The organism is Streptomyces sp. RLB3-17, assembly GCF_007113425.2.
Lineage (GTDB): Bacteria > Actinomycetota > Actinomycetes > Streptomycetales > Streptomycetaceae > Streptomyces > Streptomyces mirabilis_D.
Map to the genome: position 1 here is coordinate 486,320 of NZ_CP041610.2, position 24,468 is coordinate 510,787.

Consider the following 24,468-nt stretch of genomic DNA (forward strand, 5'->3'; position numbering starts at 1 on the left):
CGCTTGCTCCACGCACGAGCGACCGCGGAGAGGAACGGAGCGAAGCCCGCAGTGACGAGAAGGGCATGCAGGACACCGGCCCCTGGCGACCTTCCGGACTCCTCGGGCTTCAGTGCCCTCTCTACCTGCTGGGACACCGGTAGCGCCGGAGGGATGCACGAGGATTGACCGCCGGACTTCGGGACACACGCACGATGTGCTGAAGATACTTCTGGTCGTCCTGCTCGGCTCGCTGGCGGTGGCAGGCTCGGTCACCGCCGTCCTGGTGTCACCCTGGTGGTGGGCCGCTGCCTGCCCCTTGCTCGTGCTCTCGCTCGTGGCCGTCCACGATCTCGTGCAGCGTCGTCATTCCGTCCTGCGGAACTACCCGCTGCTCAGACATCTCCGATTCGCGCTGGAAGCGCTGCGGCCGGAGCTCCAGCAGTACTTCATCGAGCGCAACTTCGACGGCCGCCCCTTCGACCGTGACACCCGCAGCATCGTCTACGAGCGCGCCAAGGGCACAGACGCCGAGGAACCGTTCGGCACCGAACTCGACCTGTACCGGACGGGCAGCGAGTTCCTCACCCCGTCCATGGCCCCCCGATCGGTGCGCGCCGAGGCGCCGCGTGTCCGAATCGGCGGACCCGAGTGCACCCGGCCGTACGACATGGCCCTGCTCAACGTCTCGGCGATGAGCTTCGGCTCGCTGTCGGCCAATGCCGTACTGGCCCTCAACACCGGTGCGCAGTTGGGCGGTTTCGCCCACGACACCGGTGAGGGCGGTCTGTCGGAGTACCACCTGCGCCCCGGCGGGGATCTCGTCTGGGAGATCGGCACCGGATACTTCGGCTGCCGGACCGACGACGGGGACTTCGACGAGCGGCAGTTCGCCGAGAAGGCGGCGCACCAGCAGGTCAAGTGCGTGTCGTTGAAGATCAGCCAGGGCGCCAAGCCCGGCATCGGAGGAGTCCTGCCGGGTGCCAAGGTGAACGCGGAGATCGCCGCGGTGCGTGGGGTTCCACAAGGGGAGACCGTCATCTCGCCGCCCTTCCACCGCGTCTACTCCACACCGCGCGAGCTGGTGCGCTTCCTGGCCCGGATGCGCGAACTGGCCGGCGGCAAGCCCGTCGGGTTCAAGCTCTGCGTCGGCTCGCGCCGTGAGTTCCTGGCCGTGTGCAAGGCGATGCTGGAGGAGGGCAGCGCACCGGACTTCATCATCGTCGACGGCGCGGAGGGCGGCACGGGCGCGGCGCCGCTCGAGTTCGCGGACAATGTCGGCCTGCCGCTGGGTGAGGGACTGATGGCCGTACACAACGCCCTCGTGGGCGTCGGGTTGCGCGACCGGATCCGGATCGGTGCAAGCGGCAAGGTCGCCACCGGCGGCGACCTCGTCAAGCGGCTGCTCCAGGGAGCCGACTACACCAACTCCGCCCGCGCCATGATGTTCGCGATCGGATGCATCCAGGCCCAGCGCTGCCACACCAACGCCTGCCCCGTAGGGGTCGCCACCCAGGACGAACGGCGCGCCCGCGCCGTTGATGTTCCCGACAAGTCCCAGCGCGTACGGCGCTATCAGCAGGCAACGGTCAAGAGCGCTCTCCAGATCATGGCCTCGATGGGCGTCGACGACCCGGGCGGGCTGCGACCCCACATGCTGCTCCAGCGGGTGAACCCGCACACCGTCCGCTCCTACGCGGAACTCCACGACTGGCTCACCCCTGGACAACTGCTCGCTTCGGCGCCCTCCAGCTGGGCAGCCGACTGGAAGGCAGCAGACCCGGACCGCTTCACCCACTGAACCCGGCACTCATTCCGAGGGCCGCACCGGACCGAAGGGCACTCCCGTGGCACGAACCGTCGCCCGCGTGATCGTCGACGCACTCAAGGACCTGGGCGTCCAGCATGTCTTCGGAGTGGTCGGAGACGCCTTGAATCCACTGACCGACGCGATCCGTACCACTGACGACCTGAACTGGGTCGGCTGCCGGCACGAAGAAGCCGCGGCCTTCGCCGCCGGAGCGCAGTCCCAGCTCTCGGGAACACTCGGAGTGTGCATGGGAACGGTGGGACCCGGCTCCGTACACCTTCTCAACGGGCTCTACGACGCGGCCAAGAGCCGTACCCCCGTCCTCGCGATCTGCGGTCAGGTTCCCCTCGCCGAGGTGGGCAGCGACTACTTCCAGGAAGTCGACAACGACCTGCTCTTCCGTGACGTGGCCGTCTACCGTGCCACGGTCTCCTCCCCCGACCAGATGCCGCGGATGCTGGAGTCGGCCGTACGTACGGCCGTCAGCCAAGGCGGCGTGGCGGTGCTCACCGTGCCCGGGGACCTTGGCGACCAGGAGCTGAGCGACGACCGGCCCGCCCGCTTCGCCCTCACCCGTCCCGTCACCCGCCCGGACGACCCGGCGCTCGCGGAGGCCGCCGAACTCCTGAACGGCGCCGACCGCGTCACGCTGCTCGTCGGCCGCGGAGCGCGCGCCGCCCGCGCCGAGGTCCTGCGGACCGCCGAAGCGCTCGCCGCGCCGATGGTGCTCACCCTCAAGGCGAAGGAGGGGTTCGAGGGGGACAACGACTTCCAGGTGGGGCAGACCGGTCTGATAGGCAACCCCGCCGCTTCCCACGCGCTCGACAGCGGCGACGTGCTCCTGATGCTGGGTACCGACTTCCCGTACCGGGACTGGTACCCGAAGGGGTGCAAGGTCGTCCAGATCGACACCCGTGAGGAGCACTTGGGCCGCCGGGTTCCCGTGGACGTGGGCCTGTCGGGCGATGTCGGCGCGACACTACGAGCCCTGCTCCCGCTGCTGAAGGCGGTCCCGGACCACGACCACCTGGACGACGCGCGGGAACGGTTCGCCCACTGGCAGGAAGGACAGCGACGCCTGGCCGACCCGCGTCACGAGCGCCGCTGGACCGGGAAGCTGAGGGCCGCTCTGGACAACCGTGACCATGAGATCCGCCCCGAGGCGCTGGCCGCCGCGGTGGACGCCTACGCCGCCGAGGACGCCGTCTTCACCTCCGACACCGGAATGGCCACCGTCTGGCTGTCGCGCTTCGTCACCATGCGCGGCAGCAGGCGCCTGATCGGCTCGTACAACCTCGGCTCGATGGCCAATGCCATGCCCCAGGCCCTCGGGGCCCAGCTCTGGGCGCCCGATCGCCAGACCGTCGCCTTCTGCGGCGACGGCGGGCTGAGCATGCTGCTCGGCGACCTCATGACGGTCAAGACGTACCAACTGCCGGTGAAACTCGTGGTCTTCGACAACCGCCGACTGGGGATGGTCAAACTCGAACAGGAGCAGGCCGGCCTGCCTGAATTCGGCACGGAACTCGACAACCCCGACTTCGCCGCGGTCGCCACCGCGCTCGGTCTCACCGGCATCCGCGTCACCGACCCGGCCGATCTCCACGACAGCGTGCGCCGGGCCTTCTACACCCCTGGGCTGGTCCTGCTGGATGTGCTGACCAATCCCGAGGAGGTGGCCGTGCCGGGCAAGCCGACGGTGGCACAGGGGTGGGGCTTCGCGATCGCCAAGGTCAAGGAGATTCTTCCGAGCCGCGAAGGCTGACTACAGGCCCTTCTCGACCCGTACGTCGGCGTACTGGACGGGAGCACGGTCCCCTGCCCGCGCCGGGTCAAAGGTGACGGTGCGACTCACCGCCCGTGCGGATGAGTTGGCTGCCGAGCGCCCCTGAGCCACACCAGGACGCGCTTGCCGAAATCGGCATCGAAACGGGCAACTGGCACGACGGCGTGCCCGCCATCGGCGCCCCGATCGGGCGCCCCGTCACCACTGAAGCCACTCGGTCCCGGGAGGGGGCCGTAGAACCGTCTGCGAGGATGGGCGTATGACTGTGCGGAGCAGGAATCATGTGGTGGTGACCGGCCGGCCCGGTCGCCCCGTGCTGATGCTGGCGCACGGGTTCGGGTGCGACCAGAACATGTGGCGGCTGGTGGTACCGCTTCTGGAGCGCGACTTCACCGTGGTGCTCTTCGACCACGTGGGAGCGGGGCGTTCCGATCTTTCGGCGTGGAACGTGGAGCGTTATTCGTCGATGGAGGGATACGCCGATGACGTGCTGGAGATCTGCCGTGAGCTGTCCCTCGGGCCGGTGACCTTTGTGGGGCACTCGGTGAGCGCGATGATGGGCGTTCTGGCTGCGGCGCGGGAGCCGGAGGCCTTCGCCGGTCTGATCCTGCTCGCCCCGTCGCCGTGTTTCATCGACGATCCGGCCGCCGGCTACCGGGGTGGGTTCAGCGCCGAGGACATCGATGAGCTCCTGGAATCGCTGGATGCGAACTATCTGGGCTGGTCAGGTGCCATGGCTCCGGTGATCATGGGTAATCCCGAGCGTCCGGAACTGGGTGAGGAGCTCACCAACAGCTTCTGCCGGACCGATCCGGACATCGCCCGGACGTTCGCCCGGGTGACCTTCCTGTCCGACAACCGCGACGACCTCGCCAAGGTCACCGTGCCCACCTTGGTCGCGCAGTGTTCCAGCGACGCGATCGCGCCCCCGGAGGTCGGAACCTTCGTGCAGTCACAGATCCCCGGCAGCCGCCTGGTCACGCTGAACGCGACCGGGCACTGCCCCCAGCTCGCCGCCCCGGAGGAGACGGCTGCCGCGATCATCGCCTTCGCGGGTGCGGGCCGATGATGCGCAAGACCAGTGATGGCGGGGGCAGCGAGAACCGTGACGACCACGCGGCGTTCTCCGCACTGCTGGAAGACAGCGCGGAGGACCTGTACGAGCGTGCGCCGTGCGGCTACCTCTCCACCCTGCTGGACGGCACGATCGCGAAGATCAACACGACGCTGCTCGACTGGCTGGGCCACCAACGTGGCGACCTGGTGGGCCGCAAGACCTTCTCCGACCTGCTCACCGTGGGAGGCCGGCTCTACCACGAGACGCACTTCGCTCCGCTGCTGCGCATGCAGGGAGAGGTCAGCGGAATCGCCCTGGAACTCAAGACGGCCGACGGCGGCCGTCTGCCGGTACTGGTGACCTCCACGGTCAAGACCGGCAGCGACGGGCAGCCACTGCTGATCCGTACCACCGTCTTCGACGCCCGCGACCGCCGTGCCTACGAGACCGAGCTGCTGCGCGCGCGGCAGGAAGCAGAACGCGAACGCGAGGAGCTCAAGCGCCTCAACGCCACCCTGCAGCGGACCCTCCTGCCTCCGACCTTGGTGAATGTGCCCGGCTTGGATGTGGCCGCGCACTACCACATCGCCTCGACCGACAAAGTCGGCGGCGATTTCTACGACCTGTTCCCTCTCGCCTCGGGAACCTGGGGACTGTTCCTGGGCGACGTGTGCGGCAAGGGCGCGGCCGCAGCGGCCGTCACCTCCCTGGCCCGCTACACCCTGCGCGCCGCCGCCGTCTACGACCCCGACCCGGTCGCCGTCCTGAGCAACCTCAACACGGTTCTCAACCACGAGTACAACGGCGAGGACCCGCGGTTCTGCACGGTCGTCTTCGGACTGCTCATCCCCGACGCAGACCGAGGCGGCTTCCGTGTCACCCTGGCCAGCGGCGGCCACCCCCCTGCCCTGCTCATGCGGGCCGACGGCAGTGCCGACTACCTGCCCACCCCCGGCGGGCAGCTCATCGGCGCCCTGCCCGACGCCCACATCGCCACCACCACCGTCCGCCTCGACCTCGGCGACACCCTGCTGCTCCACACGGACGGCCTCACCGAAGCACACACCGCCCAGATCAAGGACGGCGACCGCTACGGTGACGACGCTCTCCTCGACTTCGCCCAAGTCCTGGCGCCGACGACCGCCTCCGACGCCGTGGCCGCGGTCCGTGACCTGCTCGACACATTCGGCACCGGAGTGGACGACGACACCGCCGTGCTCGCCATCAGCGTGCCCCGGCCCACCAGTGAAGAGCAGCCGTGACCCAGCTGACCGTCCGCACGCGTGCCACCCCCGCCGGACCCGTCGTCGAACTGTCCGGAGAACTCGACAACGACAGCGCCCCCGACGTACGTACGCTCCTGCCCCGCCTGACACTCCACCCAGGCCAGCAGCTCGTCATCGACCTGACCGGCATCACCTTCTGCGACTCCAGCGGCATCACCGTCCTGATCGCCGCCCGCAATCACGCCCTCGCCGCCCAAGCGGACATCGCCCTGGCAGCGGTCCCCGACCGCGTCAACCGAATGCTCCACATCGTCGGGCTGGACCAGGTCTTCCCCACCCACCCCACCGCACAAGCAGCCTCAGCAGCCTGGACACCCCCCAGCCCCACACCTGAATGAGTGCATGCGGCCAACCCGCGTGCACCAGCCAGGAGTCGGCGACCGTGACGGTGCAGCCGAGGGGTCCCGAATCCGGCGGCTAGTTCTGGACCAGACGCTTCCCGACGGTGCCGACCATCGCGGGGTTGTTCGACGCCAGACCAACGCTTGCTCTGCGCGAGGCCCGGGAGAAGGCCGGCCTGCCTCCCCCTGTTCCCCGCCAGCCTCTCGGCCGACGATCCGAACATCCGGTTGTTCTACTCACCCGCTGAAAGAACGTCAGTGGGTCGCGGTTCGTCTCGCGTATCAGCTCAAGATGGTCTGGTGAGTTCTTCGAGTAGGAAAATGAAGGACTCATATGGATGCCCGGTAGCGTGTCGAAGACCCATTTCGCACGTGCGGTTTGCCGAGAGATACGCCTGGGCCGGAGAGGCGTCGAGTCCGGCCTTCTCGTCCCGTGTCGCGGATACCACCAGCTCCGGATGGAGCAGACCGCGGTCTCCGGCAGTGCCGCAGCAGGTTGTGCCGACGGGCACCACGGTCGTGTCGGCCAGGAAAGACGCAATGGTCTTGAGGTCATGGTTGAGCCCAAGGTGGGTCGTGGAACACGTCGGATGCAGTGCGACCGTCTCGAGCTTGCGGTTCGCTGAGAGATGGGGAAGCAGGTCCCGGCACCAGGTGATCGAGTCTCGGATACTCATGGCCCCCATCTGAGCGCGCCGCGAATCGTCGACGTGCTTGGCGACATCCTCGAGCAGCCCGTGGGTGCAGGACGCGGCATCGATCACGATGGGGAGCGAGCCGTGATCGGTCCACCGCCAGAGGGCGTCGCAGATCGCCTCCGCCATCCATTGGTGCCCGTCTGCGAGACCTTTGCTCGCCCAGGGCGTCGAGCAGCACAGTCCGCGTACGTCATCGGGTATCCACAGGGGCATGCCGCCGCGGGCGGAGAGCGTGACGAACGCCTCGGGAAGCGTCGGCGTTCTCGGTTTGTCGGGGTCGCGCCCGAAGATGCGGTTGATACAGGTCGGGAAGTACACCGCACGCGCAGACTGCCGCTCGGTATGCGGCAGGTGGGCGGGTGCGGGGTGGGGCATGGGGCCTGGAATCGAGGGGATGAGATCGCTGCTGGCGACACATCGTGCTGCGTTGGTCAGCTCCGTGAGGACCTTTACGTCCATGCGGGACTGGACGCCGTTGACCGCCGACATCGCTGTGCGTGCGAGCCTTTCGATCTGGCCCCAGTGCTTGGCTGCCGTCAGCCCGGCATGCTCACGGGAAGGGGTGGACTCGGCACGGCGGAATCCCTTGATCAGGTTCCCAGTGTTGATCTGCACGGGGCACGGGATGGCGCAGGTTCCATCAGCGGCGCACGTCTCGATGCCGTCGTATTCATACTCGGCCTGGAGCTGTGCAAGCACCGGAGAATCCTCGGGTTGCCGGGCCATCTCTCGGCGGAGGGCGATCCGCTGCCGAGGGGTCGTCGTCACATTGCGACTGGGGCACGTGGCTTCGCAGAATCCACACTCGATGCACAGGTTCGCTACTTGTTCGATCTTAGGCGTGGATTTGAAATCCTTGAGGTGGATTCCCTCGTCGGTCGTCAGGATGACGTTTGGCCCGAGGACCCCGTGTGGATCGGCGAGACGCTTCAGTCGCCACATGATGTCGGTTGCTTTGGCGCCCCATTCGTGTTTGACGAAGGGAGCCATGTTGCGTCCGGTGCCGTGTTCGGCCTTGAGTGAGCCATCGTACTTTCCGATGACCAAGTCGACCAGGTCGGACATGAATGCCCCGTAGCGTTCCTTGTCGGCTTCCTCGGAAAGTATGGGAGTCAAGGTGAAGTGCAGGTTGCCGTAGGCGGCGTGGCCGGCGACTCCGGGGAGGAATCCGTGCTTGCTGAGCAGTAGCTGCAGGTCGTGGGCACCGTCGGCGATACGTGCGGGAGGGAAGCAGACGTCTTCGTTGACGACTGCGCTTCCTTCTGGTCGCAGGTGACCGACGATGCCGAGCAGGCCCTCGCGCACCCGCCAGTTGCACTCGATGAGTTCCTCGTCTCGAGTGAATTCGATCGGATACAGCAGGGTGGTGTCTGCGACAACCTCTCGGACGCGCTGCTCGGCGTCATCGAGTGCGTCGGCTTCACCGCGGAACTCCACGAGGAGGGCAGCCGCCTTGGGATCGAGCGTGTGCCAGTAGGAGGGGGCGCCCGGGTATGCCTTCGCCGCCTCGGTCAGCGCGGGTGCCATCATCAGCTCCACCGCCTCCGCGCCCAGGTCGACCAGGGCGGGTACCAGGCGTGCCGACGCATCGATGGATTCGGTGGCGATCCACGTCACGGTGGTCAGCCCGGGGTCGGGGAGGGTGTCGAACACGACCTCGGCCATGAAGGCCAGGGTTCCTTCCGAGCCGACGAGCAGCCGACGGAAGATCTCCAGCGGCGTCTCTGCGTCGAGAAACGCGTTGAGGGCATATCCGGTGGTGTTGCGGATTGTGTACTTGTGCCCGATCCGCTCGACAAGTTCCTCATCGGCGAGTATTTCCGCACGAAGGGCCAGCAGGCCGTCGGCCAATTTTGGCTCGGCTTTACGGAAGGAGGATTCGGCGTCGGGGGATTCGGTGTTTATCGTGGTTCCGGAGGGGAGTACGAAGGTGATTCCGGCTACGCAGTGGTATGCGCTCCTGGGCAGCGAGCACCGCATGCCTCCTGCGTTGTTGGCGACAACCCCGCCAATGGTGGCGACGTCGGCGCTGGCGGGATCGGGACCGAGTCGGCGCCCGTACCGTGCCAGGACGGCGCTTGCGTGAGACAGAATCGTGCCTGGGCGCGCCCGCAGGCGGGCGCCGTCGTTTTCGACGGTCATTCCGGCCCAGTGGCGCCGGACATCGATCAGTATGTCGTCGGACTGTGACTGGCCGTTGAGGCTGGTACCTCCGGATCGGAAGGTGGCGTGCCGCCCGGTCCGGCGGCAGTAGTCGAACACAGCGGCGACGTCGCCCGCGTCCTGTGGTTGCACGACGACTTGTGGAAGAAGTCGGTAGGGGCTCGCGTCCGAGGCGTAGCGCACCAGGTCCGAGAGCCGGTGCAGGACTTGCCCGGAACCCAGCAGTCCGGTGAGGTCACGGACGAGGTGCGCCGGTGAGCCGCCGAGGTGTTCGACGCCGACCGCATCGGGCTGCGCCGGCCCGTCCGGACGTCCGATGCGGCTGGCGTCGGGGGCGAAGAGCTTCTTCATGCGACGGCCTCCAATGGCCCAGCGGAGCATTGTGGTGTCCGAGTGGGCTGGACGGGATCCGCTTGTCATTCAGGCGAAGGGTGGGAGATTTGCGACAGATAGGCCATCTCCAACTCGCCTTCATAAGTTTCGGCGCCGGCCTTTAGTGCTTCCTTCATACGCGTCTGCGTCACTTCGCTGGCGACGCTCAGATCGGACTCGTGGGCCTCCACCAGAAGCCCCTCCGACAGCGAACCGAATGCCCCGGCATCCACGGATGCCTTGGCATGGGCGATGGCATGCGGAGGAAAGGACGCGATGCGGCGAGCCAGCTTCTCGACAAAAGGAGTCAGCTCGTCCGCCGGTAGTGCCCGATTGATGTAGCCGTAGCGTTCTGCCACCTCCGCCGGGATGTCATCGCAACCCAGGAGCACCTCCAAGGCACGCCCCCTCCCCATGAGCCGCGGAAGTCTCTGCGTGGCACCACCACCCGGAACGAGACCGATCGCCACTTCCGGTTGGGCGAAGACCGCTCTGCCGACGGCTGCGAAACGCATGTCCATGGCCAGTGCGATTTCACTGCCTCCGCCCCTCGCCCGGCCCTCGATCTTGGCGATGCTCACTTTGGGCATGTTCCTGAACCGCTCGCCGATCGTCTGCGTAAGACGAAAGGTGCGAGTATGGGAAACTGTTTTCGAAAGCGTTCCGACCCGACCCAGGCCGGAGTGCGCCATGAAGAACTCGGGAACCGCACTCTGCAGGACCACGACCCGGACGCTCTCATCCGCCTCGAGTTCCCTGCCGAGTCTGTCAAACTCCGGCGACAGATATTCGTCAAGGAGATTTATCGGCGGGTGGTCGATGGTGACGAATGCCACCCCGGTATCGAACTCGAACCGGAAATATTTGTAATCAGAGTATGCCATGGGCGCGGCTCCTTTCGGATGATGGCCGATAGCGGATCGCCGCCCCCGGTTCAGGCGCTCACAAAACGCTGACGAAGCTCGCCGATGCCGGTGATATAGCTGACCAGCTCCTCGCCCGGCTGCAGCCACCGCTGCGGGTTGCGGCCTATGCCGACGCCGGCCGGGGTGCCGGTGAAGATCACGTCACCGGGCAGCAGCGCCAGAGTCGCTGACAGGCCCTCGATCAGCTGGGGCACCGGGAAGATCAGGTTGCTGGTGCGGGAGTGCTGCATGGACTCACCGTCGATGGCGCAGCCGAGCTCGAGGTCGTCCGGGTTGTCGAACTCGTCCACGGTGACCACCCACGGCCCCAAAGGGGCGAACCCGGGGAACGACTTGCCCATACTGAACTGGGGCGCGGGGCCCTCGGTCTGCAGGATCCGCTCGGAGATGTCCTGGCCCACGGTCAACCCGGCCACGTAGGACCAGGCGTCGGCGGCGGACACCCGCTCGGCACGTCGGCCGATCACCACGACCAACTCCACCTCCCAGTCGGTGTGCCCGCCCTCGGGCAGCGTCACCGTACCGACCGGCCCACTGATCGCTGTTCGGAACTTGGTGAACACCGGTGGGAACTTGTCCGGGGTGGCCAGCTTGGTCTCTGCTGCGTGCTCGCGGTAGTTCACGCCGATGCCGAACAGCTGGGCTGGCGTCGGGGTCGGCGAGCCAAGGTCAGCCGGGTCGAACCCGGACGCGCTGCTCAGCTCGGCGCCCTTGGCCCAGCCCAGGAAGTCTTCCCAGACGTTGTAGACGGCCTGCGGCTCTGGTCCGAACCTGCCGCCGCTGGCCTTCTCGACATCCACCGCACCCTGCTCGGTGAACAGAGCCAGTCGGCCCGAGAGGTTTCCGATGCGCACTGGTGCTCCTTCGACGTGCCCGGGGAGGGACCTGGATGAGCGCCCGAAACGACCACTCAGGCTGGAAAGCGAGAACGATCTGTGTGGGCAGCTGCGGCCGCTGCCCACGCATTGATCCAGATCGTGAGGACAGGCACACTGATGCCGGGCCGGGCCGGCGCCCGACGACACGACTGCCGCCCAGGGAACCAACCTCTTCCTGGTGACAGTTCAAACCTTCCAAGAGGTGGGTCTGAAGTGGGCATTCATAGGATCTGAGACTCCATGGAGCTGGCCATGCCTGCCACAATCCAGCTTAGGACGGTTGAACGGGGTTGGCCGCCCAGAGCCCCCCGCCCCTGCGACAAGCTACAGACGGCTGATGCCCGGCATCGAGACCCAGCTGCTCAAGCTGGCCGGCGACGTCCTGACGGGATCCGGCGATGCGCAAGCCCGACGCAGAGTTCAGAGCCGTCACCGGCGAGGACCTGGACACCTCGACTTCGCGAGAGCGGTACGTGGCGCCGAGATTGAGCGAGGACACCGATTCAGCGCCTGCTGATACCGGGCGCCAGCACTACCCGTTCACCAGCAAGATCTTCCCGATGTGCTGGCCGAGGTCCAGGAGTCGATGTGCTTCGGCAGCCTCGGCCATCGGCAGGATTTGGTCGATGACCAGTTGCACGGCGCCGTTCTCGATCAGCGGCCAGACCTCGTTCTGTACTTCGGCCACGATCGCGGCCTTCTGTGCTACGGGACGGGAGCGCAAGGTGGTGCCGTGTATTGATGCCCGCTTGAATACCAGCTCGCCAAGGTTGAGTTGCCCTTTCAGGCCGTCCTGCAGGCCGATGACGACCAGACGTCCGTCGGTAGCCAGAGACCGGACGTTTCGTTCAAGGTACTGGCCGCCGATGACATCGAGGATTACGTCGTAGGGGCCGTGCTCGGTGAAGTCTTGTGTGCGGTAGTCGATCGCCAGGTCGGCGCCCAATTCTCGCGCTCGTGCGGCCTTCTCCGGGCCTCCAACGGTGGTGACGACGCGAGCGCCAATTGCCTTGGCGATCTGGATCGCGAAGGTGCCGATGCCTCCGGCTCCGCCGTGCATGAGAAACGTCTCGCCCTCTATCAGCTTCCCGGTCATGACGATGTTGGACCAGACCGTGGTGACTGCTTCGGGCAAGGCGGCCGCCTCGACCAGGCCGATTCCCTTGGGTACCGTGAGCAACAGTCCTGCGGGTACAGCGACCTTCTGCGCGTAGCCCCCTCCCGCCAGCAGTGCGCAGACCTCGTTGCCTACCTGCCAGCCAGTCACTCCCTCGCCGACGGCGCTGATGCGGCCCGAGACCTCCAGCCCCAAATACGGCGACGCCCCTGGCGGCACCGGGTACCGGCCCATCCGCTGCGCGACGTCCGCCCGGTTCACCGCGCTGGCCGCCACGTCGACGACGACTTCGCCGGCTGCGGGCAACGGGTCCTCGACCTCGATCCATTCCAGAACCTCAGGACCACCCGGTTCCTTAATCGATATTGCCTTCATGACGCTCCGTTCACACGGCTGAGATGATGGGCTCCCGGGCACCCCAAGAAATGTGTTGGCAACGTGTCCTTGCCAATGGTTCGGCAGGCTGGGCGCTCGCGCCACAAGGCGATGCCAGAGCGCGAGGGCTGAGATTCGGCCTTGAAATGACTCGCCGGAAAGCCCAAATGTGTACGCTGCACACATTAGAGGACAGGAGTGTGCAGTGTCAACATTGAGCAGTGGCCGCTACCACCACGGTGATCTGCGGGACAAGGACCAGGCGTACGTACCGTGGCCGGGTGGTGGTCGCTGGTCCATAGCTTCGCTTCGGTGGCCCTGTGCGGGAAGCATCCCCGCGACGGCGCTCTCCTGCAGATCCACGAACCGGTACAGGGCGCGGTCAGCAGCATGTGCCACTCGTAGGCCACCGCAAGCATCGCGACCGGCAACGACCGCGGCGGCACGCGACGCCCCGGGTGACCATCTCAGAAGACGCCAGCGACCCTCCTTCCGGTAGCTCGCATGGAGGGGTGGAAGCCTGCCGCCAGCGGCATTCGACGAGCCAGTCGTTGCGTTTACGAAACGTACCCGTGCGCGCAGAAGTCCCCCGCCGGAGCCCGTCTCCACGGTGACCTCGGCGCCCAGCCCGGTCGCCGGATCCGCCAGCCGGATCGTCGTACACCCCGGCTTCCGTCCCGGCCCAAGGTGACCGTGATGCTCGAAGTCACCGACGCCACCGACCGTCTGCCCGCCTACGCCGGGAACCTCGACATCATGACCTTCACGGCCGCCGCCGCCGAGCGCATCGCCCAGCACTCCCCGTACGCCCAACACGCACAGACCGCCGCGGAAGTCGCCCGATGAACCGGCTCTACATCAGCAACGTCACCCTGCGGGACGGTATGCACGCCGTGCGCCACCAGTACACCGTCGACCAGACAGTCGCCATAGCGACGTGGCCCCCGACCTCCTCCAGGCCGTCAACCGCGGCAACGCCGAAGTCCTGTTCCCCCGCCTGGCCGCCTCCCCCGTACTTTCGCCGGAACCTGCGGGAGGGGGGAGGGTTCTTGGCCGGGGTGCCACGCGGGTTCGACGTCACCGCGTGCGACAAGATGGGGCCTCCGATCGGTGGAGGGGGCGTTGGGGTGGGTTATGAACTGCAGGCAGTCATCGCCAAGGACGAGGTTCTCCGTGGCGCCTCACGGGACTTGCCTACCGCTCGGGTGGTCTCTCTCGGCCAGGGCCTGTCGCTGATGCCGATCACGGACCAGCTCTTCGATGCTGCAACGGACGGCACCGTGGGCTCTCTGGGGTTCTGGCGGCTTCCGGGAGGGTTCGACAAGCGGCTTGCGGACTGGTCAGCCGCCGGAGTGGTGGCCTATGTGGAAGCCGAGTACTTCGGTGGGGTCGGCGAACAACACGCTGCCGTCTGGGCTGATGGGGCCGTCGTACTGGGACCACTCCTTGTAGCGGAGAGCCAGCCCTTCGGATCCGCCGGCAGCCCGATCTCGCAGGCCCTCCGGAGGCTGGGGGTGGTGGCCAATGCGCCCACGGACGAGTTCGCAACCGTGGGGCTGGATCGCCATCGGCACAGCGAGGACTGGATTGCTTAGGCGGCGGCTTCCGGATTCCTGCAGCGACGGGCAGGATGCTGGATCCGCTCGCGGAATCTGCCCATAACCTCCAGAAGGCGGACCACACGCCATACGCACACGTCGGTGAGGATCACTCGGTACTCCGCACACGCAAGATTCGCGGCAAGCGTGGCATGCAGAAGTTCCCTCTGGAACGTCGCGAAGTCCTCTGTGGTGTGGCAATCGCGCAGGTTCTTGATGAAGACGATCAGCCGCTCACCGTTCTCCCAGTGAAACGGGTGCTGCTCCAGGTGTCCAACCAGCCGGAGGGCAGCACGCTCCCCACGACGAGCACTGCCGCGTCTGCGTCGACGCGACCCGGGCGGGCCGCCGACGCGTGCACGGAGATGCTTGCCGCCGTACGGTCGTGATCTCCCGGGCCGCACGAGCGCCCTGTCGCACGACCCGCCCACTGCGCGAGTCGTTCGGCAGTCGCGGCCAGTTCCCGCCAACTGGCCTGGTTTCTATAGCGTGTTGTGCCCGTTTGTCGTGGGCCGCGTGCCGGGCATCGTTGACGTGCCGGACCGTCCGGCGCGGCGGAAGCGACGAGGTGGCACAGATGGCTGACGTGAGCCCGGAGCCGATCGCGACCTTCTGCGGGGACTGCAACTGCGACGACAGCTCGGTCGACCTACGCGCCGGACAGCGATGCGTCGACGACGGCGACATCGTCACCTCCGCCGGTGTGTCGGCCGGGATCGACATGGCGCTGCATTTCGTCGGCCGTTTCGGCGGGGCCGAGGAGAGCGAGCTGACCCGGGCCGGAATCCAGTACGAGTCGCGCCGCGCGTGACGGCGCGTCACCGCTCCGCGGGCTCGGGCTCGGGCTCCTGGGCGAAGGCGAGTGGCTCGGCGGCATACGTGATGCGGACGACGCCGTCAGGGTGCCGATCCGTGGTGCCCCGTACGCCGAAGACGTCGCACAGGAGGTCCGGTGTCAGGACCTCCAGGACGGGTCCCGCCGCCACCACCGCGCCTTCGTGGAGCACGACGAGGTGGTCGCAGAGCCGGGCGGCCAGGTCGAGGTCGTGCAGGACCGCCAGGGTGGTGATCCCGGTGGTGCGGATCAGGTCCAGGAGCTCGAACCGGGCGCGGATGTCGAGGTGGTTGGTGAGTTCGTCCAGGACCAGGAGCCGGGGTCGTTGGGCGAGGGCGCGAGCCAGCAGGACGCGCTGGCGTTCGCCGCCGGAGAGGGTGGCGTAGTCGCGGCCCGCGAAGGGGCCGACGCCGCAGCGCTCGACCGCCTCGCCCACGGCCTCGCGGTCCTCGGCGCCGTCCCGGCCCATCAGCCCGTGGTGAGGGGTGCGCCCCAGGGCGACGATCTCGGTCACGGTCAGGCCGGTCGTGGTGCCGGCGTCCTGGAGGACGGCCGCCGTGCGGCGGGCGGCCGTGCGCGCGGACAGTTCCCATACGTCGTCGCCGCCCACCCTGACCACGCCGTCGGCCGGCCGCAGGGAGCGGTAGACCGTGCGGAGCAGGGTGGACTTGCCGCTGCCGTTGGGGCCCACGAGCCCGACGATGTCGCCCTTGGCGGCCTCCAGGTGCACATCGCGGAGGATCTGCTTGCGGTCCAGGGTGATGTGGAGCTGGTCCACGGTCAGTTTCATACGCCGTCCAGGCTCCTCATACGGTGTCCAGGCCCTCCGTGCGGCGTGCAGGCCTCATACGGTGTCCAGGCCCTTGTTGCGGCGCAGCAGCCACAGGAAGAAAGGGGCGCCGAGCAGGGCGGTGAGGATGCCCAGCGGCAGTTCGTTGGGGCGGTTGACGGTGCGGGAGAGCAGGTCGACGAGGACCAGGTAGATGGCGCCCAGGAGTGCGGTCAGGGGCAGCAGTCTGCGGTGGTCCGCGCCGGTGGTGAGGCGGACCAGGTGGGGGATCATCAGGCCGACGAAGCCCACGCCGCCGGAAACGGCGATGACGGTGCCGGTGAGCAGCGCGCTGATCACCAGCAGGACGGCGCGCAGCCGGTTGACGTCCACGCCGAGCGCGGTCGCGGACTCGTCGCCGGCCAGCAGGGCGTTGAGGCGACGGCCGAACAGGGTCAGCACGACAGTGCTCGTCAGGACCACCACCGAGACCGTGGGCAGTTGGCTCCACTGGGCGCCGGCGACGCTGCCGAGCATCCAGAACATGACCGTCCGCAGTTCGGTGGGCGTCGCCAGCAACTGGACGAAGCTCGTCACCGACAGCAGGACATAGCCGACCGCGACTCCCGCCAGCACCAGCCGGGTCGGGGCCAGTCGGCCCTGGCGTTGTCCCAGGGCGAAGACCAGGGCCCCGGCCGCGAGGGCACCGCCGAACGCCGCGCCGGACACACCGAGACCGCCCAGCCCGCCGAGCGCGACACCGCCCAGGGTGATGACCAGTACGGCGCCCAGGGAGGCGCCGTAGGAGAAGCCCAGGACGACCGGGTCGGCGAGCGGGTTGGAGACCAGGGTCTGGAGCACCGCCCCGGCGACGGCGAGGCCCGCGCCGACCAGGGCGGCCAGGGCGACGCGGGGTGCCCGGAAGGTCCACACGATCTGGTCCAGCGCCGGGTCGCCGGTGGCTCCCCGGCCGGTGACGTGGTGCAAGAGGATTCCCCACACTTCCGCCACCGGGATGGTCACCGCGCCGATGCTCACCGCCACCACCATCATGGCCACGAGGACGACCAGCAGGCCGGCGACCGTGAGCGGCAGCCGCAGGCGGCTCGGAATCGGACTCGGGCTCAGAACTTGTCGGGGTGCAGCATCTTGGCGACCTTCTCGACGGCCAGGTCGTTGCTGGGGCCGAGGTACATCGAGTCGGACAGGGCCACGTACTTGTTGTTCTTCGCGGCCGGCCACTGGGGGAACTCCTTCAGCAGTTTCTTGGCGTAGGCCGCCGGGTTCGGGTCGTTGTAGCCGATGACGACGAGCGCGTCGACGTCGGTGGCGGCCACCTTCTCCTTGCTCAGGTCGGCGAAGGAGGTCCTGGATGCGGACGCGAAGGCGTTGCTGCCGCCGGCCTTGGCGAGGATGTCGTTGTAGATGCCCTTGGCGACGACCGAGCTGAAGTCGTTGCCGCCCATGGCCATGTTGGAGAACAGGATCATGACCTTGGGCTGCTTGTCGCCCTGCACCTTCGCGGAGACGTCGGCGATGTTCTTCTCCGACGCGGCGATCAGCTTCTCGGCGCGGTCGCTGACGTCGAAGATCCTGCCCATGTCGCGCAGCAGCGTGTAGCTGTCGGCGATGGTCATCTTGGAGGTGTCCTGGTCGCAGCCCTGTGGGGAGACGTAGGTGCCCGCGCCGACCTGCTTGAGCTGGTCGCGGGTGGCGAAGCCGTTCTTCTCGTCGAAGCCGTACGAAGTCGTGGACAGCACCAGGTCGGGCCGCAGCCCGATCATCGCCTCGCGCGGGACGTCGTACGCGTCGTTGAGCTTGACGTTGCCGGTCGGCAGGGCCTTGATGGCCTTGGCGCGGCCCGCCACCTCGGACATCCCGTAGCTCTGCTGGTTGGCGACGATGCGGTCGCCGACGCCGAGGGAGAGCAGCGTGGAGACCTCGGCCACCGAGGCGCCGTTCATCACGACCACCCGGCTGGGCTCCTCGGTGAACTTCTCGGACACCCCACAGTTCTCGAGGGTCACCGGGTAGCCGGACTTCGCAGCCGCCGCGGACGCCTTGCCGCCGATGGCGGCGCCCTTGTCGGTCGACGAGTCGGCGCATGCCGTCGTGACCAGACACAGGGCGCCGGCCAGGGCGACGGCGACCGGCCGTTTGTTCGACATGCTGGCTCCTTGTTGCGGGGTGCTCGTGAGGCGTCGGGTTCTGTTGCAGTAGTCGGGGGGTGGCGCCCCTGAGTTCCCGGACTTGTCCAACTACCTTGCGGGCGTGGCGGGATGGAACTGTTTCCCGGCTGGGGCGGGCAGGGTTCCGGTGGTGACGCAGTGGTCGAGGTAGCGGAAGACGAGGTGGCGGTCGACGGGCGGGCAGGTGATGCCGCTGCCGCGCAGACCGTTCACGACGTTGTCGGCGCGGACATGTCCCAGGCGCAGGTCTGGTCCGGTCGCGTCGTCGGTGCCCTCGTCCCAGGAGTCGAAGAAGGCGAGCGTGGTCTCCGCCACGCCGGACCCATCGGAGCCACCGGAGCCACCGGAGCCACCGGAGCGACCGGACGAGCGGGGCAGTTCGGCACGCCACCGGGCCAACGGCATACGCCGCAGCGGGTAGCCGTACTCCTCCAGCCAGTCGTACACGTCACCCAGTCTCACCAGCTCGCCGGCGGCGTGGTTGAAGACGGTCGCGCGCGGCGCGGGCTGGCCGAGGCAGAGGTGGACGAGGGCTTGGGCGACGTGGTCGACGGGTGTCCAGGCCTCCTCCTCGAACAGGTCGGGGACGATGCCGGCGGGAACCCCCGCGCGCAGCACGCTCCAGAGGAAGTCCCGCTCGTTCACGTAACCGGTGGTGTACGGGCCGACGATCCGGCCGAGCCGGTGCACGGTGACCGGCAGGCCTCTCTCCACGGCTTGTTCCAGCAGGCGCTCGGCCGCCCACTTCGACTGCTGGTAGCCGTGGCGCAGTCCGGGGTGGGCCGGGAGGAACGCCTCCGGTACCTCCGGGGCGAGGGCGAGGGGTGGGGCGACGGAGAGGGTCGACACGAAGTGCAGGGGGGTCGAGCGCACGGCCGCCATGCGCAGCAGTTCCCGGGTGGACTCGGTGTTGGTGGCGCGGAGGGTGGCGTACTCGCGCATGATGCTGACGGTCGCCGCGTTGTGGATGATCGCCCCGCAGGTGCGGGCGAGTTCGGCGAAGAGCGCGTCGTCCAGGCCGAGGTGGGGGCGGGTGAGGTCCGCGGGGACCGCCGTGATGCGGTGACGCGTCGCGTCCGGGAGGTTGATCAGGTGGGTTTCCAGGGCCTGGTGGATGCGGGCGGTGGCCTCGGCAGGGCTCGCGGCGCGGACGGTGCAGACGACCTCCGCGCCGGTGTTCGTCAGGAGCTCGGCCAGCAGGTGCACGCCGACGAAGCCGGTGGCGCCGGTGAGCAGGACTCTGTCCGGTGTACCGCTCGCCCGGGGACCGTCGGCGGGGCGGATGTCCGGATCGAGGACGGTGTCGGCGAGCAGGGCCGCCGGAAGGCCGGCAGCGGCCGGTCGAGGCCGCTCCCGTTGCTCCAGGAACCTCGCCAACTCGGCGGGGGTCGGGTGCTGGAAGAGCCAGGCGACCTTCACGTCACGGCGCAGTTCGACGCCGAGGCGGTTGGCGACCTGGATGGCCTGGAGTGAGTGGGCTCCCAGGTCGAACACGTCGTCCCGCGCGGAGACGGCGGCCACGCCGAGCGCCTGTTGCCAGACGGCGGCGATGGTGCGCTCCAGTGCGCTGTCGGAGGAGGCCGACTGCGCTTCGGGGGCGGGTGCCGTCGTGGCGAGCGCGTTCCTGTCGATTTTCCCTGAGCTCGTCCGGGGCAGGCGGTCACGGAACTCGACGGCCGACGGGATCATCGCCGCGGGCAGCGTCTTCCGGAGGTGGTCGCGGATCCCCGCCACCGCCGGGGCGGGCCCGTCCGGGACGACGTACGCGACCAGGCGCCGCGTCCCCTCGCCCAGCACCTGCCCTACGACAGCCGCACCACGGACTCCCGGGTGACCGAGGAGGGCTCCCTCGACCTCGGCCGGGTGCACACGATGTCCGCTGATCTTGAACTCGGTGTCCGACCGGCCCAGGTAACGCAGTTGTCCGTCGTCGCCGATCCGTACGAGGTCGCCCGTGCGATAGGCGCGGGGCGCTCCGGCGAGCTGGTCGAGAGGGGCGAAACGGGAGGTGTCCGGTGGCCGGTCTCCGCGGTAGCCGAGGGCCAGGTTGTCGCCCAGGAGGTGGAGTTCGCCGTCGACCACGGCGGCTCGGGTGCCGGGCAGCGGCAGCCCGATGGGGACGTCTCCCGGGGCGAGCGAGGGGTCGTGGAGGTCGGCGACGGTGGCGACCACGGTGGCCTCGGTCGGCCCGTAGGTGTTCAGCAGCCGGACCGACGTGCCGACGGCCTTGCGCCAGCGGTCGACCCGCTCGGAGAGGGCCGCCTCGCCTCCGATGACAACGGTGCGCACCTCGGCGGGCAGAGTGGCGGCGCCGGTCGAGACGGCGTAGGCGAGTTCGTGCCAGTAGGCCGTGGGCAGGTCCAGGAAGCTGATCCGCAGCCGTGCGCAGGCGTCCAGGAACCCGGGGACCGACTCGGTCATGTCGTCGCCGCGGACGACGAGCGTGGCTCCCGCGCACAGCGTGAGGAAGATTTCCTCGACGCTGGTGTCGAAGTGCAGAGGGGCGAACTGCAGGACGCGGTCCCGGTGGTGAAGGCCGTAGCGGTGCGTGGCGCCTGCGACGAAGTGCGCGAGCGCGCGGTGGCCGATCTCGACGCCCTTGGGGCGCCCCGTGGAGCCCGAGGTGTGGAGGACGTAGGCGAGGTCTTCCGGCGTCGTCGTCGGCGTCGGCGGCTGGGCCGCTCCGGACTCGGGTTCCGGCTGGTCGTATCGCAGAACGATCCGGTCCCCGAAGCCGACGGCGTAGGAGCTGCTGGTGAGGACCAGGACCGGTCGGGCGTCGTCCAGTAGTTCCGCCCGGCGGGCCGGGGGCGCCGTCGGGTCGAGCGGGCAGTAGGCGGCACCGGAGAGCAGGACGCCGAGGATGGCGGTGATCGCGTCGATGCCGCGCGGCAGGGCGACGGCCACCAGGTCGCCGTGGCCGACCCGGCGGGCAGCCAGTCGGCGGGCGAGCGCACGTGCCGACCCGAAGAGTTGGGCATACGTGATGCTGGCGCCGTCGTGCGCGACGGCGACGGAGCCGCCGCGTCGGGCGGCGTGGTCGGCGATCAGGCCGAGGACCGGGCGGACGGGGCCGGGCAGCGGCCCGCCGTCCAGTACCGGGACGGGCTCGCGTGCACGCAGGTCGCCGAGCGCCCGGTCGGGGGCGGCGACGGCCTCCCTGAGCAGGGAGAGCAGTCCCTCCTGGAGTGCGGCGACGTCCGCCTCGTCGTAGAGGTCGGGGTTGGCGTCCACGGCGATGCGCAGTCCCCCGCCCTCGGAACGGTCGTAGACGTTGACCGACAGGTCGTCGACGGGGCCCGCGGACACGTTGTGCACCGTGCTGCGGTGTCCGGAGAACCGCAGGTCGTACTCGAAGGGCATGATGTTGACGCCGGGACCGGACAGCCGACGCTGTCCGCCGACGAGCCTGAGGTCGCGCCGTAGTTGTTCGTAGCGGTAGCGCTGGTGCGGCAGTCCGGCGCGAAGCTCGCGGGAGACCCGGGCCGCGAGGTCGCGCAGGCTGTCCGACGCGGTGACCGCGACGCGCAGGGGCAGGATGTTGCGCACCATGCAGGGAACGCGCAGCGCTACGGAGCCCAGGCGTCCCATCGCCGGCAGGCTGAGGACGATCTCCGGTGCGCCGGTCGCATGGTGCAGCTGGGCCGCGGTCACGGCCAACAGCACCTCGGACCAGGTGAGTTTCAGGTCCCGGGCAACGGCGCGCAGGGCCTCCGTCTCCGTCGCGTCGAGCTCTGCCACCCGCCGGTGGAACGTGCGCGCGGGCAGGGCCGTACGGCCGGCGGGTGTCGCCACGGGCGGCCGGTCCGCGAACCGGTCCGCCCAGTAGGCGCGGGCCTTGGCGAAGCGGGGCGAATCCCGGTAGGCGCGTTCCTCGTCCCGTACCGCGGCCAGGGTGCCGAAACCGCTGTCCTCCACCGGCTCGCAGGCCGCGAGGGCCGTGTAGACCTGGGCGACTCGGCGGGCGACCAGCGACAGGCCGAAGCCGTCGAGGGCGATGTGGTGCACGCGGTGGTACCAGAGGTACTGCTCCGGTGCGACGCGCAGCAGGGCGTGGCCGAAGACGGGGCCGCGCGCGAGGTCGACAGGGCGGGCCATGTCCTCGCCCATCCAGGCCAGGGCCGCCGCGTGCGGGTCCGGCTCGGTGGTGAGGTCGGCCGTGTGCAGGCGCCAGTCGCCGGCCGGGGCGTCCGTCTGCCAGGGGCGGCCCTGGTCGTCGACGACGAAGGCGACGTTCAGGGCCTCCGTCTCCGCGACGACGTGGTGCAGGGCCGCGTCGAAGCCGGCCGTGTCCACCGGTCCGTCGATGAGCACGTACTCGGCCGTGTTGTACGCGGGACTGTCCGGGTCGAGCTGCTGGCCGGTCCAGATCCCTTCCTGGGCGGCCAGCAATGGACGACGCCGCGATGTGTCATCCATGTCGCTGTCATGCGTCGGCATGGTCCGCTCCCCTCTGCTGTACGGAGAGCAGTTGCCACCACTGGGCGAACGAGGTGCGCTCGGCGAGTTCGACGAAGGTCACCTCCGCGCCGGTCTCCCGCCACCGTTCGAGGAGGGTGACGATCCGCAGGGAGTCCAGTCCGGCGTCCATGGGGTTCTCTTCGAGGTCGACTTCGTCGGGCCGCTGGTACAGGAACTCCGCCAGGTCCGCGCGGAAGCCCTCCAGCGTGAGGGGAGCGGGCATGTCGTTCTCTCTCAATCCGGCCTGGTGGAAGGTCAGTTGACCTTGCGTGCGGAGTTGCCCCAGAAGCGGTCGCGCAGCTCGCGGCGCAAGATCTTTCCGCTGGGGTTGCGCGGGACGCTGTCGATGAACTCGTAGCGAGCGGGCAGTTTGAAGCTCGCGAGCCGCGGGACGAGAAAGGTGTGAAGGTCCCGGGGGCTTGGCTGCTGCCCGGGCGCGGGGACGACGAAGGCGTGCACGTACTCGCCCCAGCGTGCGTCGGGGGCGCCGACGACGACGGCCTCCGCCACGCCGGGGTGGTGCTCCAGTACGTTCTCGATCTCGGCGGGGTAGACGTTCTCGCCGGCGACGAGGATGGCGTCCTTGATGCGGTCGCGGATGAAGATGTAGCCGTCCTCGTCGATGTATCCGGCGTCCCCGGTGTGGATCCAGCCGTCGACGAGGGTCTCGGCGGTCTTGTCGGGCAGTCCCCAGTACTCGACCATGTGGGCCGGCGTGGCCAGGCAGACCTCCCCGACCGCGCCCGGTGGCAGTTCGCGCCCCTCGCCGTCGATCACCTTGCTGCCCACTCCCGGATACGGCCGCCCGGCCGCCGGCATGAGGGAGCCGCCGGGGACATGGGCGGCCGGCGGCAGGCAGACGGCGGTGTTTCCGGTCTCGGTGAGGCCGTAGATCTGGGCGAACTCGCAGTCGAGAACGGCGAGGCTCTCCTCCAGCAGTGCCTCGGAGATGGGGGAACCGCCGTAGACGGTCTTGCGCAGGGTGGTGAAGTCCTTGGCGCCGACACCGGGTTCGGTCAGCATCATGCGGAGCATGGCCGGGACGACGCAGGCGGTGGTGACGCCGAGGCCGCGGATGAGGTCGACGGCCTGGCGGGCGGCAAAGGCCCGCATCGCGACGATGGTGGTTCCGGCGTTGAAGTTCTGCGTGGCCCACCACAGGCCGCCGACGTGGAAGCCGGGGATGCCGATCAGCGCGATGTCACCGGCGCGCCAGTCGATCCAGTCCAGCCCCTCGCTCGCCAGCGCGTCGCGGATCGCGAAGAAGCTGCGGTGGGCGAGCACGACACCCTTGGGCAGTCCGGTGGTGCCGCTGGTGTAGAGCTGGGCGACGGGGGTGTCGGGGGTGATGCGCGGTGTCGGGTCGGTGTCGGGGTGGGATGCCTTCCAGACGGCGAAGGGCTCTCCGAGGCCGACGACCGTGTCGGGGGGCGCGGTCGGCATCTTCTCGACGACCGGCCCGAACTCCTCCTCCAGGAAGAGCAGTCGGGTCCCGGAGTCCCGCAGGATGTGGCTGACCTCGGGCGCGGTGAGCCGCCAGTTGACGGGGACGAGCACGGTGCCGCTCTTGGCGCAGCCGAAGAGGATCTCGTAGTAGTGCTCGGACTCCTTGCCGAGGTACGCGACCCGGTCGCCCGGCGTGAGTCCGGCGGCCTGGAGGGCGTGGGCGATGCGGTTGCTCTCGCGGTGCAGTTGCTCGTACGTCACCGTGCGGCCCTCGAAGAGAACCGCGGGGGTCGTGGGCTGGTGGTGTGCGTGGAAACTCGCGGTCTGGACGAGTGTCTGGAGCTGCGGGTGGTGGAGTCTGTCCATGGGCATGGGGGTCTCC

Annotated in this window: 19 protein-coding genes; 9 read left to right on the forward strand and 10 right to left on the reverse strand. The window is 68.6% G+C overall.

Annotated features, from left to right (window positions below; genetic code table 11):
* Positions 1 to 196 precede the first annotated feature (196 nt).
* The 5 genes from FNV62_RS02500 to FNV62_RS02520 all read left to right on the forward strand — a co-directional run bounded on the left by FNV62_RS02500 (position 197) and on the right by FNV62_RS02520 (position 6,256).
* Complete coding sequence (locus FNV62_RS02500; RefSeq protein ID WP_144314568.1) at positions 197 to 1,780, forward strand: FMN-binding glutamate synthase family protein; 1,584 nt, start codon at positions 197 to 199, stop codon at positions 1,778 to 1,780.
* A 46-nt stretch (positions 1,781 to 1,826) separates the two neighbouring features.
* Positions 1,827 to 3,554: a thiamine pyrophosphate-dependent enzyme gene (locus tag FNV62_RS02505; protein ID WP_144314569.1), complete on the forward strand. Its 1,728-nt coding sequence runs from the start codon at positions 1,827 to 1,829 to the stop codon at positions 3,552 to 3,554.
* Between the two features lie 280 nt (positions 3,555 to 3,834).
* Entirely contained in the window at positions 3,835 to 4,644 is an 810-nt protein-coding gene (locus tag FNV62_RS02510; RefSeq protein ID WP_143599743.1) for an alpha/beta fold hydrolase, read from the forward strand.
* Positions 4,644 to 5,894 carry a SpoIIE family protein phosphatase gene (locus tag FNV62_RS02515; protein WP_097282297.1) on the forward strand — a complete coding sequence of 417 codons (1,251 nt, stop codon included), beginning with the start codon at positions 4,644 to 4,646 and terminating at the stop codon, positions 5,892 to 5,894. The genes FNV62_RS02510 and FNV62_RS02515 overlap by 1 nt, the downstream gene beginning before the upstream one ends.
* A complete protein-coding gene (locus FNV62_RS02520) occupies positions 5,891 to 6,256 on the forward strand; it encodes an STAS domain-containing protein (protein WP_143654129.1) in 366 nt (121 codons plus the stop codon). The genes FNV62_RS02515 and FNV62_RS02520 overlap by 4 nt, the downstream gene beginning before the upstream one ends.
* A gap of 290 nt (positions 6,257 to 6,546) precedes the next feature.
* On the opposite strand, the gene FNV62_RS02525 is transcribed toward FNV62_RS02520, so the two are convergent.
* From FNV62_RS02525 to FNV62_RS02540, 4 genes are all read right to left on the reverse strand, one after another.
* Positions 6,547 to 9,471 carry an FAD-binding and (Fe-S)-binding domain-containing protein gene (locus FNV62_RS02525; RefSeq protein ID WP_144314570.1) on the reverse strand — a complete coding sequence of 975 codons (2,925 nt, stop codon included), beginning with the start codon at positions 9,469 to 9,471 and terminating at the stop codon, positions 6,547 to 6,549.
* Between the two features lie 65 nt (positions 9,472 to 9,536).
* Complete coding sequence (locus FNV62_RS02530) at positions 9,537 to 10,376, reverse strand: enoyl-CoA hydratase/isomerase family protein (protein ID WP_143612008.1); 840 nt, start codon at positions 10,374 to 10,376, stop codon at positions 9,537 to 9,539.
* Positions 10,377 to 10,426: 50 nt separating this feature from the next.
* Positions 10,427 to 11,272 (reverse strand): fumarylacetoacetate hydrolase family protein, encoded by an 846-nt coding sequence (locus tag FNV62_RS02535; RefSeq protein WP_143612009.1) that lies wholly within the window; start codon positions 11,270 to 11,272, stop codon positions 10,427 to 10,429.
* Between the two features lie 556 nt (positions 11,273 to 11,828).
* Positions 11,829 to 12,788 carry an NAD(P)H-quinone oxidoreductase gene (locus tag FNV62_RS02540; protein ID WP_143612010.1) on the reverse strand — a complete coding sequence of 320 codons (960 nt, stop codon included), beginning with the start codon at positions 12,786 to 12,788 and terminating at the stop codon, positions 11,829 to 11,831.
* 696 nt (positions 12,789 to 13,484) lie between these two features.
* On the opposite strand from FNV62_RS02540, the gene FNV62_RS02545 reads away from it, so the two are divergent.
* The 4 genes from FNV62_RS02545 (at position 13,485) to FNV62_RS02560 (ending at position 15,197) form a co-directional block, all read left to right on the forward strand.
* Positions 13,485 to 13,634, forward strand: coding sequence for a hypothetical protein (locus tag FNV62_RS02545; RefSeq protein ID WP_164657568.1), 150 nt, complete (start codon positions 13,485 to 13,487; stop codon positions 13,632 to 13,634).
* On the forward strand, positions 13,631 to 14,383 hold the full coding sequence (locus FNV62_RS54485) for a hypothetical protein (protein ID WP_205523267.1): 753 nt from the start codon (positions 13,631 to 13,633) through the stop codon (positions 14,381 to 14,383). The genes FNV62_RS02545 and FNV62_RS54485 overlap by 4 nt, the downstream gene beginning before the upstream one ends.
* 35 nt (positions 14,384 to 14,418) lie before the next feature.
* Complete coding sequence (locus tag FNV62_RS02555; protein WP_144314572.1) at positions 14,419 to 14,775, forward strand: hypothetical protein; 357 nt, start codon at positions 14,419 to 14,421, stop codon at positions 14,773 to 14,775.
* A gap of 188 nt (positions 14,776 to 14,963) precedes the next feature.
* Positions 14,964 to 15,197, forward strand: a complete 234-nt coding sequence (locus FNV62_RS02560; RefSeq protein ID WP_309170674.1) for a hypothetical protein — start codon at positions 14,964 to 14,966, stop codon at positions 15,195 to 15,197.
* 7 nt (positions 15,198 to 15,204) lie between these two features.
* Here the strand turns inward: FNV62_RS02560 and FNV62_RS02565 are convergent, their stop codons facing one another.
* The 6 genes from FNV62_RS02565 to FNV62_RS02590 all read right to left on the reverse strand — a co-directional run bounded on the left by FNV62_RS02565 (position 15,205) and on the right by FNV62_RS02590 (position 24,458).
* Positions 15,205 to 16,011 (reverse strand): ABC transporter ATP-binding protein, encoded by an 807-nt coding sequence (locus tag FNV62_RS02565; RefSeq protein ID WP_144314573.1) that lies wholly within the window; start codon positions 16,009 to 16,011, stop codon positions 15,205 to 15,207.
* Between the two features lie 54 nt (positions 16,012 to 16,065).
* Positions 16,066 to 17,040 (reverse strand): FecCD family ABC transporter permease, encoded by a 975-nt coding sequence (locus FNV62_RS02570; RefSeq protein ID WP_144316392.1) that lies wholly within the window; start codon positions 17,038 to 17,040, stop codon positions 16,066 to 16,068.
* Between the two features lie 74 nt (positions 17,041 to 17,114).
* Positions 17,115 to 18,158 carry an ABC transporter substrate-binding protein gene (locus tag FNV62_RS02575; RefSeq protein WP_144314574.1) on the reverse strand — a complete coding sequence of 348 codons (1,044 nt, stop codon included), beginning with the start codon at positions 18,156 to 18,158 and terminating at the stop codon, positions 17,115 to 17,117.
* 90 nt (positions 18,159 to 18,248) lie between these two features.
* Complete coding sequence (locus FNV62_RS02580) at positions 18,249 to 22,619, reverse strand: non-ribosomal peptide synthetase (RefSeq protein WP_225900100.1); 4,371 nt, start codon at positions 22,617 to 22,619, stop codon at positions 18,249 to 18,251.
* Positions 22,606 to 22,863 (reverse strand): phosphopantetheine-binding protein, encoded by a 258-nt coding sequence (locus FNV62_RS02585; protein WP_143599754.1) that lies wholly within the window; start codon positions 22,861 to 22,863, stop codon positions 22,606 to 22,608. The genes FNV62_RS02580 and FNV62_RS02585 overlap by 14 nt, the downstream gene beginning before the upstream one ends.
* Positions 22,864 to 22,895: 32 nt before the next feature.
* Positions 22,896 to 24,458 (reverse strand): fatty acid--CoA ligase, encoded by a 1,563-nt coding sequence (locus FNV62_RS02590; RefSeq protein WP_144314575.1) that lies wholly within the window; start codon positions 24,456 to 24,458, stop codon positions 22,896 to 22,898.
* Between the last annotated feature and the right edge of the window lie 10 nt (positions 24,459 to 24,468).

Coding starts and splice junctions, on each gene's coding strand:
- FNV62_RS02570 (WP_144316392.1), bottom strand. CDS start 17,040: ATGGTGGTGGCGGTGAGCATCGGCGCGGTGACCATCCCGGTGGCGGAA.
- FNV62_RS02560 (WP_309170674.1), top strand. CDS start 14,964: ATGGCTGACGTGAGCCCGGAGCCGATCGCGACCTTCTGCGGGGACTGC.
- FNV62_RS02555 (WP_144314572.1), top strand. CDS start 14,419: ATGCTGGATCCGCTCGCGGAATCTGCCCATAACCTCCAGAAGGCGGAC.
- FNV62_RS02525 (WP_144314570.1), bottom strand. CDS start 9,471: ATGAAGAAGCTCTTCGCCCCCGACGCCAGCCGCATCGGACGTCCGGAC.
- FNV62_RS02530 (WP_143612008.1), bottom strand. CDS start 10,376: ATGGCATACTCTGATTACAAATATTTCCGGTTCGAGTTCGATACCGGG.
- FNV62_RS02510 (WP_143599743.1), top strand. CDS start 3,835: ATGACTGTGCGGAGCAGGAATCATGTGGTGGTGACCGGCCGGCCCGGT.
- FNV62_RS02565 (WP_144314573.1), bottom strand. CDS start 16,011: ATGAAACTGACCGTGGACCAGCTCCACATCACCCTGGACCGCAAGCAG.
- FNV62_RS02590 (WP_144314575.1), bottom strand. CDS start 24,458: ATGCCCATGGACAGACTCCACCACCCGCAGCTCCAGACACTCGTCCAG.
- FNV62_RS02585 (WP_143599754.1), bottom strand. CDS start 22,863: ATGCCCGCTCCCCTCACGCTGGAGGGCTTCCGCGCGGACCTGGCGGAG.
- FNV62_RS02580 (WP_225900100.1), bottom strand. CDS start 22,619: ATGCCGACGCATGACAGCGACATGGATGACACATCGCGGCGTCGTCCA.
- FNV62_RS54485 (WP_205523267.1), top strand. CDS start 13,631: ATGAACCGGCTCTACATCAGCAACGTCACCCTGCGGGACGGTATGCAC.
- FNV62_RS02540 (WP_143612010.1), bottom strand. CDS start 12,788: ATGAAGGCAATATCGATTAAGGAACCGGGTGGTCCTGAGGTTCTGGAA.
- FNV62_RS02515 (WP_097282297.1), top strand. CDS start 4,644: ATGCGCAAGACCAGTGATGGCGGGGGCAGCGAGAACCGTGACGACCAC.
- FNV62_RS02575 (WP_144314574.1), bottom strand. CDS start 18,158: ATGTCGAACAAACGGCCGGTCGCCGTCGCCCTGGCCGGCGCCCTGTGT.
- FNV62_RS02545 (WP_164657568.1), top strand. CDS start 13,485: ATGCTCGAAGTCACCGACGCCACCGACCGTCTGCCCGCCTACGCCGGG.